This window comes from Mesorhizobium sp. ANAO-SY3R2 (genome assembly GCF_042466635.1).
In the GTDB taxonomy this organism is placed as follows: Bacteria; Pseudomonadota; Alphaproteobacteria; order Rhizobiales; family Rhizobiaceae; genus Aminobacter.
In genome coordinates, this window is sequence record NZ_CP159955.1 from 850,760 (window position 1) to 864,501 (window position 13,742).

The following is a 13,742-nucleotide window of genomic DNA, read 5'->3' on the forward strand; positions in this document are numbered from 1 at the left end:
TGCATCAGGCGACGTCACGGACCTTCTCGATACGCGAGCGGATCGCTTCGATCATCGTCTCGCGGATGACGGTTTCGCCATGCGTTTCGCGCAGGTGTTCGGCCACGCGGCGCATGATCTCGGCTTCGTCTTCGTGGCGCGTATGCCATTGGCAGCCGGGGACGAGCGACCCGCATTGAAATTCCTTCATCGGATGTCTCCTTTCCTCGTTCTGTTCGGAGCGGACTATAACACGCATTGCCGTGATTGGTTGCGCCAGTCGCTGGGCCAGTCGGTCAGGCGTGCCGATAGCACGATCTGGCCTGGGGAAAAGCCCCTTCTTTCATGTGCTTGAGATGTCCGGCTACGGATTTGAATCAACTGGATAAGCGCCGCTGCCGAAGAAATGGCGCGGCGCCACGCATGGCCGTCAGGCCACGGACTGCCTCTTCAACGGAGCTAGTTCATGCGTCCGCCGGAGCAGTCGAGCCCTAGTCCGAGCGGACGATGCCCGCGAAATCAGGGTTGCGGACCTTGGATCGGAACTGGGAAAATCTGCGGAGGAGGAAACGAATGCTACGCAGTGCTGCAATGATTACCGTTCTTCTGTCGTCCCTGGCGACTTCTGCATCTGCATCGGAATGGCGAATTCTTGCGCAATTCGACGATGCGCCGGAGGGGCTCGTTTCGGACGGCGAGGGCAACTTCTATGTCAGTCTGTACCACTCCGGACATATCATGCGGGTCGGCAAGGACGGCAAGACCAGCCAGATAGCAGACCTGCGCAGTGTCATCGGTGATGCCGATGGCAGCACCGTTGGCCTGGACTGGGATAGGAAGGACACGCTCTACGTTGCGTTCTCGGAATACTCCAAGCGCTTCCCCTGGCCGGCCGAGGCAAACCTCGCGGTGGAGGCATGCGGCGACGCCACGGTCACGAAGTCAGGCCTCTACAAGGTCACCATCTCGACCGGCAAGGTCGAGCCGGTGGTTACGCGCGCGGACGGCTATCCGTTCTGCTTCCCCGACGATCCGGCAGTCGGGCCGGATGGCAAGGTCTATGTCTCCGACCTCAGCCTCCAGGCGATCTGGAAGATCGATCCTGACCAGAAATCGGCGGAGGTGTGGTCCAAGGATCCCCTGTTCAGCCCAGGTGACAGGTCGTTGAGCGGTTATCCGGTGGGCGTCAACGGCATCGCGCTCGCGGGCGACGGCAAGACGCTGTTCGGCGTCACCGGAGGCATTCCGATGCTGGTCAAGGTGCCGATCAATGCCGACGGCAGCGCCGGCAAGGCCGAGATGCTGTCCTTTGGCTATGACAACATGGACGGGCTAGAAGTCGACGCCGACGGCAATTTCTATCTCACGGAAACCACGCGCAGTGAGATCTGGAAGGTCAGCCCCGACACCAAGAAGCGCCAGCAACTGGGCAACCCGCTTCAGGCGCCGCTCGGCGCGCCGGCCAGCATTGCCTTCGGCAATGGCGAGATCTGTGTCACCAACCTCAATTTCTTCAAGCATCTGCCTGCTGACAAGGCGAACTCCATCGCGTGCGGCAAGCTGACCGATCCCTTGTGGTAATTGCGGCAGCGCCGACGAAACGAAAATGGGCGGAGCACCGCTCCGCCCATTTGGATGTCGGGAGTGCCCGACTAGTGCATGATCTTGACGGACTCCACGACCTTGTTCTTGCCGCTCATGTCCCAGATCACCGAGACCTTCTCGCCGGCCTTCAGGCCCGGGTCCTTGAATTTCTTGGGCAGGACATAGGTCGAGCCATCAGACAGGGTCAGGCTCATCGCCTTCGAATCATAGGTCTTGATCGTGCCGTCCGTATGCTGGGCGGCGGCGAAGGCAAGGGCTGAGGTGGCGAGAACGGCAGCGGCGGCTGCCGGAACAAGAAGCTTGCGCATGGCATGCTCTCCGACAAATACGGGTGCAACGTGGGGCGCAGAACCCGCTTTGGTGCAGGGCCGTCCGGTTACGTCGCGTCGCGATGTGGGGAGGCACACCGCCGGCGTTTCCCGGCCCAGGCAGCATCAGATAGTCCGCCAGCCAGCCTGGTATATTAGACTAAAAACATATTTCGTCGTGGCTCGGTTGCCACATTCGACGCCAGAAACCGCAGTTTGTGGCGCGATGGTGGCAACTGGGAACCCTACGAAAATGTAACAATGGCCGCTACAGCGCCGCGCGTCCTTTTGGACGCGCGAAGGACGCTGTAACACTTTGAATCTGTGCATGATCCTTTCCGAAAATCGATTCCGATTTTCGGAAAGGATCATGCACTAGCCTGCGCTTATTCGCCGGACTTGTGAAATTTCTTCTTCGGCTTGTAGACCTTCTCGCCTTTTGGCTTGTCCTTGCCGAAAGAGGGCTTGTCACCCTTGGCAAAGGGTGCCTTTTCAAAGGACTTTTTCTTGAACGGGCGCTTGTCCGACGGATCGAACTGCCCCTTGCGGTGCGGCTTCTTGGGGCCGCGCGGGGCCTCGCTGGCGGGCCCGCCCTCGAGTCGCCTGATGTCCACGCCCTTTTCGCCGGTGCCGTTCTGCTCGACGGTCCTGGCGTAGTCGTCGGCGCGGTTCGCCACCACTTCGAAATGCGATTCCGTGTCGAAGATGCGGATCGAGCCGATCTCATGCTTGGTGACATGGCCCGCCTTGCACAGCAGCGGCAGCAGCCAGCGCGGCTCAGCGCGCTGCTTGCGGCCGACCGAGACGGAGAACCACGCGCCGTCGGTGAAGCGGTTGTCGGGGCGTTCGGCCTTGGCCGCGTCGAAGGCAGGCGCTGCGCGGTCCGACAGCTCCTCAGCCGGCGGCCGCGAGGCCTGCTGCTGGCGCAGCCAGGCAAGCGCCAGCGTCTCCGGCGAGTGCGCCGCCAGAACTTCGACGACAATTGCCGCCTCGTCCTCGGCCGCCGCTTCGATGTTTTCGAGTTCGGCCAGCATCCGCTCGCGGTTGCGGGCGTCGATCTCGGTCGGGCCGGGCGCCGGCTGGGCGGCGGCTTCGAGCTTTGCGAGCTTGAGCAGGCGGGCAGCACTGCCGCGACGGTGGAACGGCACGATCAGCGCGCAGACGCCCTTGCGACCGGCCCGGCCGGTACGGCCAGAGCGGTGCAGCAGCGTATCGGGATTCGTCGGCAGGTCGGCATGGATGACAAGGTCGAGATTGGGCAGATCGATGCCGCGCGCGGCGACGTCGGTCGCAACGCAGACCCGGGCACGACCGTCGCGCATCGCCTGCAGCGCGTTGTTTCGCTCGGCCTGGCTGAGTTCCCCTGACAACGCCACTACGGCAAAGCCGCGATTGGCGAGCCGCGAGGCCAGATGCTTGACCGCTTCGCGCGTCGCGCAGAACACCATCGTGCTCTGGGCGTCGAAATAGAGCAGCGAATTGATGATGGCGTTTTCGCGGTCGGAGGGTGCCACCAGCAACAGGCGATATTCGATGTCGTCGTGCTGGCGGCTCTGGCCAGCGGCAGTGATGCGATGTGCGTCGCGCTGGAAGCGCTTGGCCAGTTGCGCGATCTGCGGCGGCACGGTGGCCGAGAACATCAGCGTGCGGCGTTCGGCCGGTGCTGCTGCGAGGATGAATTCGAGATCCTCGCGGAAGCCGAGGTCGAGCATCTCGTCGGCCTCGTCCAGAACCACGGCGCGCAGGCCGGAGATGTCGAGCGAGCCGCGGGTGATGTGGTCACGCAGGCGGCCCGGCGTGCCGACGATGATGTCCGCACCCTCGTCGAGCGCGCGGCGCTCCTTGCGCATGTCCATGCCGCCGACGCAGGAGGCGAGGCGGGCGCCGGTGCCGGCGAACAGCCATTCGAACTCGCGGCGCACCTGGATGGCAAGCTCGCGCGTCGGGGCGATGATGAGGGCGCTTGGCGCCGAGCCACGGTCGAAGCGCTCGCGGCCGTCGAGCAGGGTCGGTGCAATGGCGATGCCGAAGGCCACCGTCTTGCCTGAGCCGGTCTGCGCCGAGACCAGCAGGTCGCCGCCTTCGGTCTCGGGTGCCAGCACTGCGGTCTGCACCGGCGTCAGCGTTTCGTAGCCACGCGCGGCGAGCGCTCCGGCCAGCGCCGGAACCATGTTGTCGAAAATCGTCACAAAAATCTTCCAATGAGAGCAAGGCCCGTCACATCAGGACGAGGGCCAAGGAAAGCGCGCTCTCTAAAGGCTTGAGGGCCGCTCGTCAATGCAAACCGACAACGCAAGCGACGGCTACGCCGCGTTTCGCCTGATCATTCGCGCCCGCATTTCCTTCGGATCGTCATAGGTCAGGTCGATCAGCGTCCTGGCGACGGCGTCAGGTTCGGTGCGGCGTTGCTCCCAGTTCTGCAGCGTTGTGACGGGGATCCCGAGCAAGGCCGCAAAGTCGTCCTGGCTCATATCGAGCAGTCCGCGTACAAGCTTCAGCTTGGCGCTTGCATCGAGCGGCCGTATCATTTCTTCGGTCCAGTCGGGGTTGTCGGCTGTGTCGAGATTGTCGGCCATATCTATGCCCGGTCGGTCATCACCGCCTGTATAGATACGCTATTAGCGCATCCTATGTAAGGCTACGGCCACCTGACCTCTGGCGGCATGCTCGAAAGGATCGAGGCGATATTGCCGCCGGTCTTCAGCCCGAAGATCGTGCCGCGGTCGTAGAGCAGGTTGAACTCCACATAGCGGCCACGGCGGACGAGCTGCTCGTCGCGGTCGCCATCGGTCCAGTTGGTGTTGAAGTTCTGGCGGACGAGATGCTGGTAAGCGACGAGGAAGGCACGGCCGACATCCTGGACGAAGCGGAAGTCGGCATCCCAGCCGCCCTGTTCTTCAGGCGAGTGCTGCCAGTCGAAGAAGATGCCGCCGGTGCCGCGCGGTTCGTTGCGGTGCGGCAGGAAGAAATACTCGTCGCACCAGTCCTTGTATCGCTGGTAGTCGGCGACGTCGGGGTGCTTGGCGCAGGCAAACTGCATCGCCCTGTGGAAGGCCACCGTGTCCGGATCGTCCTGGGTGCGCCTGACGTCGAGCACCGGTGTGAGGTCGGCGCCGCCGCCAAACCACCAGCGCGAGGTCGCCACCATGCGCGTGTTCATGTGCACGGCCGGCACGTTGGGGTTCTGCGGATGGGCGATCAGCGAGATGCCGCTGGCCCAGAAACGCGGATCCTCCTCGGCGCCGGGCATCTGCTTGCGGAACTCGGGCGAAAACTCGCCATGCACGGTCGAGGTGTGCACCCCGACCTTCTCGAACACCCGGCCATGCATCATCGACATGATGCCGCCGCCGCCCTTACCCTCGTCGCGCTGCCATGGCGTGCGCTCGAAGCGGCCCGGCGCCCAGCCAGCGAGCGGCCCCTGCACCTCGTCCTCCAGCTGCTCGAAGGCGAGGCAGATGCGGTCGCGCAGTTCCTCGAACCAGGCGCGGGCGTGCGCCTTCTTCTCTTCGATGTCGGCCGGCAGTCCTGCCGGTATTTCGGGACGCTGCACTTCTAGCTCCGCACAAATGACTCGTAATTATTGAGCGTGATCCCTAATCTCCCTGTCGAAAGGGTCAAGGAGTTCTTTATGGGCACCCCGACCAGACCGCCGCTGGACGATCTTGCCAAGAGGCTGCAGCGCAGCCGGGCCGAACGCGCCACAAGGCCGCGCGACGGGTTCCTGCGCGAGACCTTCGTGTTGCCGCGCGGCGATGCGCGGGCCAAGGCGCAGGAGTGGTTCGCGCGCTGGCCCAAGCAGGCCTACTGGACCGAGATCGAGAGCTGGTTCGAGCGCCCCGGCGACGTCATCGAATTCACCATCCGCCGCCTGCCGACATCAGACTAGTCCGCCACGATCAGCCGCCGCGGGCCAGGCCCCTGGCGTGCCAGCCGGTCCTCGCGGTTGCGCAAGGGGCAGCGGTCGATCGACATGCAACCGCAGCCGATGCAGTCGGTCAGCCCGTCGCGCAGCTTCTTCAACTGTTCGATGCGATGGTCGAGGTCTCTGCGCCAACCTGTTGAAAGCAGATTCCAATCCTCCCGGGTCGGCGTGCGCCCATCGGGCAGGGCGGCAAGTGCTGTGGCGATATCGGCCAGCGAAATGCCGACCTCCTGAGCGATCCTGATCACCGCCACCCGCCTCAGCACGTCGCGCGAAAAACGCCGCTGGTTGCCTGATGTGCGGTGGCTGCGGATCAGCCCACGCGTCTCGTAGAAATGCAGCGCCGAGACAGTGACGCCGCTGCGCTTCGCCACCTCGCCGACGGTCAGTTCGCTGGCCATGAAAAATCCCGCTTGACCTCAGGTTTAGTTGAGGTTGTACGAGGGTGTCCTTCGCATTGCAACGGAAGGATTTCTGGCATGTTCGTAAGATGGTGGACGCCCGTCGCCGAGTTATTGCGCCTGACCGATCTGGCGCAGCGCCTCGCCGGCAACCATGGCGGCGCTGAGCGCCACGTTGAGGCTCCTGCCGCCGCCGGGCATCGGGATGATCAGCCGTTCGTCGGCGAGATTGTGGACGTGATCCGGTACCCCGGCCGATTCCCGGCCGAGCATGACGATGTCGCCAGCGCGGAAGGCGAAATCCGTATAGGGCAGGGCAGCCTTGGTCGACAGCAGCACCAGGCGCCGGCCTTCGCTGCGCCGCCACTGCTCGAAGCGGTCGAAATCGACATGCCGGGTCAGCGTGGCCATTTCGAGATAGTCCATGCCGGCGCGTTTGAGCGAGCGGTCGGAAATGTCGAAGCCTGCCGGTTCGATCAGGTCGACGGCGACGCCCAGACAGGCGGCCATGCGCAGGATCGTGCCGGTGTTGCCGGCGATATCCGGCTGGTAGAGCGCGATGCGCAGTTTTTCGTCCATATTGAAGTCCTAATCTGTGGCGGCAGAGCAACAGCAAGTTGTGCCGAAGCAAAAAGTGATCGCGCTGCTGTGGCGTTCTGTCGCGAAAGGGCGTATACGGGCCGCCTTGTCAACTCGAACCGATGGAGGGGTTCATGATGTATCTTGATATTCATCGCCCCACCGTGTGGCGCCCAACTGCCTGATGGCGGTCTCGGTTCGACGTATTCCCTGACATTTCCAGGCATCCTCGCATCGACTTCCGCCGAAGCCTTTTCCCGGTTTTCGAAGGACAATCCCGATGTTTGCCAACATCCCCGACGGGCGCAATGCCCGTGATGATTTCGACTCTGCAGATTCCCGCAACCCAAGCCATCTCGCCGAGGCGAAACGCGCCGCGTGGGCGCTGTCTACAGGCGAAAGCCCGCGCGCGCTCGACCCGCCACGGCGCCTGCATCGCGGCATGCTGCCCGATGTCGACATGTCGCGCGTCGTGCCCGACCCAAACCACCGGCCGCTGCTCGGCCGCATCGTTGCCCTGATCGGCCGGCTTGCCGGCCGGTCGGGCGCGGCGCAGCCTGCCGCCAGGACGATGTCAGGAGAGGGGAGCTAAGGATTGGCCGAATCTCCTGACGTCGCCTACATTACAGGGGCCATGCCGCCCTCCGCAGAAGGGAGATGTCGCGCGCCAAGGCCGAGCCAGCTACCCCCGAAAGCCCATTTCACGCGGGATCCGCCGCGTGTCCAGAATTGAATTGAGAGACCAAAATGTTCCGCTGGTTTGAAAGCAGACTGAACCCGTTCCCGCCGGACAAGCCCGTCGAGCCGCCGAAGACGCTGGTGGCGTTCTGTTGGCATTTCACGAAGCCGGCCTGGCCCTTCGTGCTGATCGCCGGGATTACCATGGCGCTGATCGCCATCATGGAAGTCTGGATGTTCGGCTTCCTCGGCAACATCGTCGACTGGCTGTCGGCGCACAACCGCGAAACATTCCTGCAGACGGAGTGGTGGAAACTCGCGGGCATGGCGCTGGTCGTCGGCGTCGCCTTGCCGGCTACGGTTCTGCTGTCCTCGTTCAACACCTACCAGACGCTGTTCGGCAATTATCCGATGCGTATCCGCTGGCAGGTGCATCGCTACCTGCTCAGCCAGTCCATGACCTTCTACCAGGACGAGTTTGCCGGCCGCATCGCCACCAAGCTGATGCAGACGGCGCTCGCCGTGCGCGAGACCGTTATCAAGCTGGTCGAAGTGCTGAACTACGTCATCGTCTATTTCCTGGGCGTGCTGGTCATCGTCGGTTCGGCGGATTGGCGGCTGACGGCGCCGCTGCTGGTCTGGCTCGTCTGCTATCTCGTCGCACTGCGCTTCTTCGTGCCACGTCTCGGCTTGGTGGCGTCGGCGCAGGCCGATGCGCGCTCGCTCATGACCGGGCGGATCGTCGACAGTTACACCAACATCCAGACGGTCAAGCTGTTCTCGCATGCGCGCCGCGAGGCCGACTATGCGCGCGAAGGCATGGGCGAGTTCATGCAGACGGTTTATGCCCAGGGCAGGCTGATCACGCTCTTCTACCTGGTCGTCTACGCGCTCAACTCGTTGCTGCTCCTGGCGGTCGGGGCGCTTGCGATCGGACTGTGGCTGGACGAGGTCGTCTCCATCGGCGCTGTGGCGGTGGCGATCGGCCTGGTGCTGCGCCTGTGGGGCATGTCGCAATGGATCATGTGGGAAGTCTCGGGCCTGTTCGAGAATATCGGTACGGTCCAGGACGGCATAAGCTCGATTTCGATGCCGCGGCTGGTCGAGGACAGGCCCGATGCCAGGGAGATCGCCGTCGACAAGGGCGAGATCTCCTTCGACCATGTGCGCTTCCACTACGGCAAGGAGAAAGGCGTCATTGAGGATTTGACGCTCAAGGTGCGGCCGGGCGAGAAGGTCGGCATCGTCGGCCGCTCGGGTGCCGGCAAGTCGACGCTGGTCAATCTCCTGCTGCGCTTCTACGACATCGAGGGCGGGCGCATCGTCATCGACGGGCAGGACATTTCGGCCGTGCAGCAGGACAGCCTGCGCGCCCGCATCGGCGTGGTCACGCAGGACACCTCGCTGTTGCACCGCTCGGTCGCCGACAACATCCTCTATGGCCGTCCCGACGCCACTGAGGCGATGATGATCGAGGCGGCACGCCGGGCCGAAGCGCTCGACTTCATCGCCACGCTGACCGACCCCAAGGGGCGCAAGGGATTCGAGGCGTATGTCGGCGAGCGCGGCGTCAAGCTGTCGGGCGGCCAGCGCCAGCGCATCTCCATCGCGCGGGTCATGCTCAAGGACGCGCCGATCCTGATCCTCGACGAGGCCACCTCGGCGCTCGACTCGGAAGTCGAGGCGGCGATTCAGGAAAACCTCTATCGCCTGATGGAGGGCAAGACCGTCATCGCAATTGCCCATCGCCTCTCGACCATCGCCGCCATGGACCGGCTGGTGGTGATGGACAAGGGCCGCATCGTCGAGCAGGGCACTCACGACGAACTGGTCACCCGGGGCGGCCTCTATGCCCAGCTCTGGCGGCGCCAGTCGGGCGGCTTCCTGCTGGAGGATCTCTCCGGCGAGGTCGCGAACGACCTGGAGGCTAAGGGCCAGGCGGCGGAGTAGGGCAGGACGAGGCGCCGACGCTCTCCCTCCCCCTTGTGGGGAGGGTTAGAGGGTGGGGGGACTTTTCGGGCGTCGGCAAGGTACGCCTTCTCCGCTGTCGGGGTTGCCCGCCAAATTGAACCGTTTCTTGTCATTTCCGCAGCGGCATGGATTCCCGACACTCTCCGCTCCCTGCGGTCGCTCACGAGGTCGGGAATGACGAGCTTCAGTTTCCGCGAACGCCAATCACAAACGTTGGAGACTGGCAAAACGCCGGAGACTGGCGAAAGCGCTCTTGCAATCCGTCATTCCCGACCTCGTGAGCGAGCGAAACGAGCGGAGAGTGTCGGGAATCCATGCCGTGACACAGACGACGGCGAGCCGGTTCAGAACCACCGACATGGCGAGCAATCGGCACCCCTTCACATCAGATGCCAGGAAATGTCCCGCCAGTCGGGATTGCGCTCCTCGATCAGCTTGATTTTCCAAGCCCGTGGCCACTTCTTGATCGCCTTCTCGCGGGCGATGGCATCGACGACCAGATCGTATTCGTCGAACCAGACAAGCCGCACCGCGCCATATCGGGCCGCAAACTTCGAGCCGGTTCCCGTCTGGTGCTGGAACAGGCGCCCAGCGAGATCGGACGTCACGCCAGTGTAGAGCGTGCCGTTCTTCTGCGAGGCGAGGATGTAGACATACCCCTTCCGTCCCATCGGGCGACCTTAGCTGGATGCGGTCGCGCGGCAAGCCCGATCCTGCGCCGATTTTGATCTCGCCGAGGTCACGGCATGGATTCCCGACACTCTCCGCTCGTTTCGCTCGCTCACGAGGCCGGGAATGACGGGGGCAGGTCTGCAGCCACCAATCTCGACTGTTGGTGATTGGCGGAGACGGCCAATGAAGCCCGTCATTCCCGACCTCGTGAGCGACCGCAGGGAGTGGAGAGTGTCGGGAGTCCATGCCGCAACACCGGTGATGTGTGTGACGGTCCAGGCCTGGGTGAGCAAAAATCCGCTCCAGTCATGGGCGGCCCGCCCGCCACGCAGGAGTTGTTCGCTCATCGGAATGTGAACATGCCGCCCGAAATCCGCCCGGGCTCGGAGGCAGTCTTCTGACAGGCGGCGGTTGCCTCCCGGGCAGGTTTAGGCCGACAATCGCGACTCGCCGCTCCGGCCTTGTGTCGGCGTCACTTCCACCCGGCCTTGGTCCAGAGTGTTGATGAATAGAATCTACAGATGGTTCGAGACTTGGGTCTATCCATTCAGGGAACCCGAGAATCTCCGGCCCCCGTCGACCGTCTGGGGCTTCCTCTGGCACTATGTCGGCCAGGCGAAGTTCGCCTTCTTCGCCATGCTGGTCATCGGCGGCATCGCTCCGCTGGTCGAGGCAGGGCTTTTCTATTTCGTCGGCCGGCTCGTTGACATCCTCGACGGCCTGCCCAACGACCGCAGTTGGGCCGCTTTGTGGGACGTTGCCGGGCCCGAAGTGCTGTTCATGGCCGCAACCGTGCTGATCGTCCGCACTGTCGTCGTCGGCCTGTCGGCACTCGTCGACGAGCAGACGATCACGCCCGGCTTCTACAATCTCGTGCGCTGGCAGGCCCATCGCCATGTCTCGCGCCAGTCCTATTCATTCTTCCAGAACGATTTCGCCGGCCGCATCGCCACGAAGGTCTGGCAGGCAGGGCAGGCGACCGGCGACCTGATGGAGAGCTTCATCGAGGTCGTCTGGTTCATGGTCGTCTATACCGTCACCACGCTCGCCGTGGTCGCCGGGCTCGACTGGCGACTGGCGGCACTGGTCGTCGTCTGGATCACGGCCTTTGGCTTGCTCGCCCGGCACTACCTGCCGTCGATCCGCAAGCATGCCGAAGCCACCGCCGAGGCCGGCTCGATGATCAACGGGCGCATCGTCGATTCCTACTCCAACGTGCAGACGCTGAAGCTGTTCGCCGCCGATGGCGACGACCGCTACATCCGCTCCGGCTTCGACATCTATCTCGGCGCGCTCCGGCCTTTTACCCGCAGGCTGACCGGCGTGCGCCTGGCGCTGACCGCGCTATCGGGTGTCATGATCACGGCGATCGGCTGGTTTTCGATCCATCTGTGGATCGAGGGCGCGATCTCGGTCGGTGCGGTGGCCTTCACGCTCAGCCTTGTACTGCGCCTCAACATGCTGCTCGGCCGGCTGATGATGCAGCTCAACGGCATCCTCAGGAACCTCGGCGTGCTCGAGAATTCCAAGGCGCTGATCTCCCAGCCGCTCGGCCTGACCGACAAGCCGGGCGCTGGTGAGCTTGTGGTCACCGGCGGTGAGATCCGCATGGACAAGGTCGTCTTCCACTATGGCAAGGGCAACGGCGTGCTCGACGGCATCGAACTGATGGTCAAGCCGGGCGAAAAAGTCGGCATCGTCGGCCCTTCCGGCGCCGGCAAGACCACGCTCGCCAACCTCATCCTGCGCCTCTACGACCTCGAGGGCGGGCGCATCCTGATCGACGGGCAAGACATTTCGGCGGTCACCCAGAACTCGCTGCGTGGCCAGATTGGCGTGGTCAGCCAGGATACGGCGCTGTTCCACCGCTCGCTGCGCGACAACATTCGTCTCGGCAAACCCGATGCGTCAGACGCCGAGGTCATCGCCGCCGCCCGCAAGGCCGAGGCGCATGAGTTCATCCAAACGCTGCAGGACAATCGCGGGCGTGCCGGCTACGACGCCTTCGTCGGCGAGCGCGGTGTCAAGCTTTCGGGCGGCCAGCGCCAGCGCGTGGCGATCGCACGCGTCTTCCTGAAGGACGCGCCGATCCTGATCCTCGACGAGGCGACCTCGGCACTCGATTCGGATATCGAGGCGGCGATCCAGGAAAACCTTACGGCGCTGATGGCCGACAAGACGGTGCTGGCCATCGCCCATCGGCTGTCGACGATCGCCGCCCTCGATCGGCTGATCGTGCTCGACCAGGGCCGCATCGCCGAGCAGGGCTCGCATGAGGAACTGCTGGCGCTCGACGGTCTCTATGCGCGACTGTGGAAGCGCCAGTCCGGTGGCTTCCTGTTCCATGAGGAGAGCCCGCTCGAGGAAACGCGCCCGGCGTGAGGGGTGGCGACGGGCGCTCCACCGGAGTAAAATCCAGACATGTCCGTTCGTCCGCCCACCATCTATTCGAACCGCCAGGAGCAGACGCTCAACGTCCTCGAATACGAGTTCCTGGCCGAAAAGGCGGCAGCCCTCGGCCGTGCCGGCGAGCGGGTCGGCGAGACGCTCACCCGGCTCAATGTGCATACGGGCGATGCGGAACAGCGCCGTGTCCTGCTCAAGGCAGCGGCCGATGCGGTCTATGCCTACTTCATCCAGCGCGAGCTGTGCGGCTATCGCCGCCACGATGACGCCATCCGCGAGTTCGCCATTCCGCGCGAGGTGCTGGCGCGACTCGGCGCCGCCTGAGCTCCGGCGGCAAGACTGGGTCGCGGGCGATGCTGGCACCGGGGCGCCCAGCGGCCCGCCATGTGCCCTTGACGACCCGGCTCAGGGCGTCCAGAATCCGCTGAAAACAGCGACTTCGGCCAGGTTTTCCACCGCCTTGCGCCAGCCCCGCGACAATCTGCCCATGTGCCTTGTCTTGTCTGGACAAAAACTGGCTTCACGCATAAACCGAAATCCAAATGCCGGAGGAATTCGCTAGCCTGGTAGCCATGCGCCGTCGGGCTGGCATCGTTGAGCGGGGACAAGTGCTCGGCCTCCGGTTGGAATTGAGGCAAAAGGATCAGGTCCCGTGAGCGCAACCGATACGAGCGAGCCCAATCGCCGCGATTTTCTTTATGTGGCCACCGGCATGGCCGGCGTGGTCGGAGCAGGCGCCCTGGCTTGGCCCTTCATCGACCAGATGCGCCCGGACGCTTCGACGCTGGCACTCGCCACCGTCGAGGTCGACATCTCGTCGCTGCAGCCGGGCATGTCGCTGACCGCCAAGTGGCGCGGCAAGCCGATCTTCATCCGTAACCGTACGCCCGAGGAAATCGAGGCCGCCAAGGCCGTTCCGATGGTCGATCTCAAGGATCCGGTCGCCCGCAACGCCAATATCGCCGCCGATGCGCCCGCAACCGACACTGACCGCTCGGCCGGCGCAGGCAAGGAGAACTGGATCGTCATGGTCGGCTCCTGCACCCACCTGGGCTGCGTGCCGCTCGGCCAGCAGGGCGATTTCGGTGGCTGGTTCTGCCCGTGCCACGGCTCTCACTACGATACGGCCGGCCGCATCCGCAAAGGACCGGCGCCGGAAAACCTTCATATTCCGACATTTCAGTTCATTTCCGACACCATGATCCGGATCGGCTGAGG

Annotated in this window: 15 protein-coding genes; 7 read left to right on the forward strand and 8 right to left on the reverse strand. The window is 63.9% G+C overall.

All coding sequences use genetic code 11. The features are described 5' to 3' along the window. Window positions 1–4 precede the first annotated feature (4 nt). Window positions 5–190 (reverse strand): DUF1059 domain-containing protein, encoded by a 186-nt coding sequence (locus ABSY17_RS08855; RefSeq protein ID WP_018429052.1) that lies wholly within the window; start codon window positions 188–190, stop codon window positions 5–7. Between the two features lie 362 nt (window positions 191–552). Between ABSY17_RS08855 and ABSY17_RS08860 the strand changes: the two genes are divergently transcribed. Next, window positions 553–1,560 (forward strand): SMP-30/gluconolactonase/LRE family protein, encoded by a 1,008-nt coding sequence (locus tag ABSY17_RS08860; protein ID WP_378949400.1) that lies wholly within the window; start codon window positions 553–555, stop codon window positions 1,558–1,560. 71 nt (window positions 1,561–1,631) lie between these two features. Here ABSY17_RS08860 and ABSY17_RS08865 read toward each other — a convergent pair whose 3' ends face one another. The 4 genes from ABSY17_RS08865 to hemF form a co-directional block, all read right to left on the reverse strand. Next, window positions 1,632–1,892, reverse strand: a complete 261-nt coding sequence (locus ABSY17_RS08865) for a DUF1344 domain-containing protein (RefSeq protein WP_378949403.1) — start codon at window positions 1,890–1,892, stop codon at window positions 1,632–1,634. A 386-nt stretch (window positions 1,893–2,278) separates the two neighbouring features. Continuing rightward, entirely contained in the window at window positions 2,279–4,081 is a 1,803-nt protein-coding gene (locus ABSY17_RS08870; RefSeq protein WP_378949406.1) for a DEAD/DEAH box helicase, read from the reverse strand. 114 nt (window positions 4,082–4,195) lie between these two features. Continuing rightward, window positions 4,196–4,468: a helix-turn-helix domain-containing protein gene (locus tag ABSY17_RS08875; RefSeq protein WP_378949409.1), complete on the reverse strand. Its 273-nt coding sequence runs from the start codon at window positions 4,466–4,468 to the stop codon at window positions 4,196–4,198. A gap of 62 nt (window positions 4,469–4,530) precedes the next feature. Further along, window positions 4,531–5,445 carry an oxygen-dependent coproporphyrinogen oxidase gene (gene hemF / locus ABSY17_RS08880; RefSeq protein ID WP_378949412.1) on the reverse strand — a complete coding sequence of 305 codons (915 nt, stop codon included), beginning with the start codon at window positions 5,443–5,445 and terminating at the stop codon, window positions 4,531–4,533. Between the two features lie 78 nt (window positions 5,446–5,523). On the opposite strand from hemF, the gene ABSY17_RS08885 reads away from it, so the two are divergent. Continuing rightward, a complete protein-coding gene (locus tag ABSY17_RS08885) occupies window positions 5,524–5,781 on the forward strand; it encodes a hypothetical protein (protein WP_378949415.1) in 258 nt (85 codons plus the stop codon). Here the strand turns inward: ABSY17_RS08885 and soxR are convergent. Then, a complete protein-coding gene (gene soxR / locus ABSY17_RS08890) occupies window positions 5,778–6,218 on the reverse strand; it encodes a redox-sensitive transcriptional activator SoxR (protein ID WP_378949418.1) in 441 nt (146 codons plus the stop codon). The genes ABSY17_RS08885 and soxR overlap by 4 nt on opposite strands. Window positions 6,219–6,329: 111 nt before the next feature. Beyond that, window positions 6,330–6,797 (reverse strand): tRNA (cytidine(34)-2'-O)-methyltransferase, encoded by a 468-nt coding sequence (locus ABSY17_RS08895; RefSeq protein WP_378949421.1) that lies wholly within the window; start codon window positions 6,795–6,797, stop codon window positions 6,330–6,332. A 280-nt stretch (window positions 6,798–7,077) separates the two neighbouring features. Here ABSY17_RS08895 and ABSY17_RS08900 point away from each other — a divergent pair, with 280 nt between their 5' ends. Further along, window positions 7,078–7,389, forward strand: a complete 312-nt coding sequence (locus ABSY17_RS08900) for a hypothetical protein (protein ID WP_378949424.1) — start codon at window positions 7,078–7,080, stop codon at window positions 7,387–7,389. A gap of 155 nt (window positions 7,390–7,544) precedes the next feature. Continuing rightward, window positions 7,545–9,425 carry an ABC transporter ATP-binding protein gene (locus ABSY17_RS08905; protein WP_378949427.1) on the forward strand — a complete coding sequence of 627 codons (1,881 nt, stop codon included), beginning with the start codon at window positions 7,545–7,547 and terminating at the stop codon, window positions 9,423–9,425. Window positions 9,426–9,826: 401 nt separating this feature from the next. On the opposite strand, the gene ABSY17_RS08910 is transcribed toward ABSY17_RS08905, so the two are convergent. Next, window positions 9,827–10,117: a GIY-YIG nuclease family protein gene (locus ABSY17_RS08910; RefSeq protein WP_378949430.1), complete on the reverse strand. Its 291-nt coding sequence runs from the start codon at window positions 10,115–10,117 to the stop codon at window positions 9,827–9,829. Window positions 10,118–10,622: 505 nt separating this feature from the next. Between ABSY17_RS08910 and ABSY17_RS08915 the strand changes: the two genes are divergently transcribed. The 3 genes from ABSY17_RS08915 (at window position 10,623) to petA (ending at window position 13,740) form a co-directional block, all read left to right on the forward strand. Next, entirely contained in the window at window positions 10,623–12,500 is a 1,878-nt protein-coding gene (locus tag ABSY17_RS08915; protein WP_378949433.1) for an ABC transporter ATP-binding protein, read from the forward strand. Between the two features lie 39 nt (window positions 12,501–12,539). Next, window positions 12,540–12,848, forward strand: coding sequence for a DUF6665 family protein (locus ABSY17_RS08920; protein ID WP_378949436.1), 309 nt, complete (start codon window positions 12,540–12,542; stop codon window positions 12,846–12,848). 388 nt (window positions 12,849–13,236) lie between these two features. Further along, the gene (gene petA / locus ABSY17_RS08925) at window positions 13,237–13,740 is read left to right on the forward strand and encodes a ubiquinol-cytochrome c reductase iron-sulfur subunit (RefSeq protein WP_378952542.1); all 504 of its coding nucleotides are present in this window, start codon (window positions 13,237–13,239) and stop codon (window positions 13,738–13,740) included. Window positions 13,741–13,742 lie beyond the last annotated feature (2 nt).

Excerpts from the sequence above, each read along its gene's own strand:
- ABSY17_RS08855 (WP_018429052.1), bottom strand. The coding sequence starts at position 190 with ATGAAGGAATTTCAATGCGGGTCGCTCGTCCCCGGCTGCCAATGGCAT.
- ABSY17_RS08860 (WP_378949400.1), top strand. The coding sequence starts at position 553 with ATGCTACGCAGTGCTGCAATGATTACCGTTCTTCTGTCGTCCCTGGCG.
- ABSY17_RS08865 (WP_378949403.1), bottom strand. The coding sequence starts at position 1,892 with ATGCGCAAGCTTCTTGTTCCGGCAGCCGCCGCTGCCGTTCTCGCCACC.
- ABSY17_RS08875 (WP_378949409.1), bottom strand. The coding sequence starts at position 4,468 with ATGGCCGACAATCTCGACACAGCCGACAACCCCGACTGGACCGAAGAA.
- ABSY17_RS08885 (WP_378949415.1), top strand. The coding sequence starts at position 5,524 with ATGGGCACCCCGACCAGACCGCCGCTGGACGATCTTGCCAAGAGGCTG.
- soxR (WP_378949418.1), bottom strand. The coding sequence starts at position 6,218 with ATGGCCAGCGAACTGACCGTCGGCGAGGTGGCGAAGCGCAGCGGCGTC.
- ABSY17_RS08895 (WP_378949421.1), bottom strand. The coding sequence starts at position 6,797 with ATGGACGAAAAACTGCGCATCGCGCTCTACCAGCCGGATATCGCCGGC.
- ABSY17_RS08900 (WP_378949424.1), top strand. The coding sequence starts at position 7,078 with ATGTTTGCCAACATCCCCGACGGGCGCAATGCCCGTGATGATTTCGAC.
- ABSY17_RS08905 (WP_378949427.1), top strand. The coding sequence starts at position 7,545 with ATGTTCCGCTGGTTTGAAAGCAGACTGAACCCGTTCCCGCCGGACAAG.
- ABSY17_RS08910 (WP_378949430.1), bottom strand. The coding sequence starts at position 10,117 with ATGGGACGGAAGGGGTATGTCTACATCCTCGCCTCGCAGAAGAACGGC.
- ABSY17_RS08915 (WP_378949433.1), top strand. The coding sequence starts at position 10,623 with ATGAATAGAATCTACAGATGGTTCGAGACTTGGGTCTATCCATTCAGG.
- ABSY17_RS08920 (WP_378949436.1), top strand. The coding sequence starts at position 12,540 with ATGTCCGTTCGTCCGCCCACCATCTATTCGAACCGCCAGGAGCAGACG.
- petA (WP_378952542.1), top strand. The coding sequence starts at position 13,237 with ATGGCCGGCGTGGTCGGAGCAGGCGCCCTGGCTTGGCCCTTCATCGAC.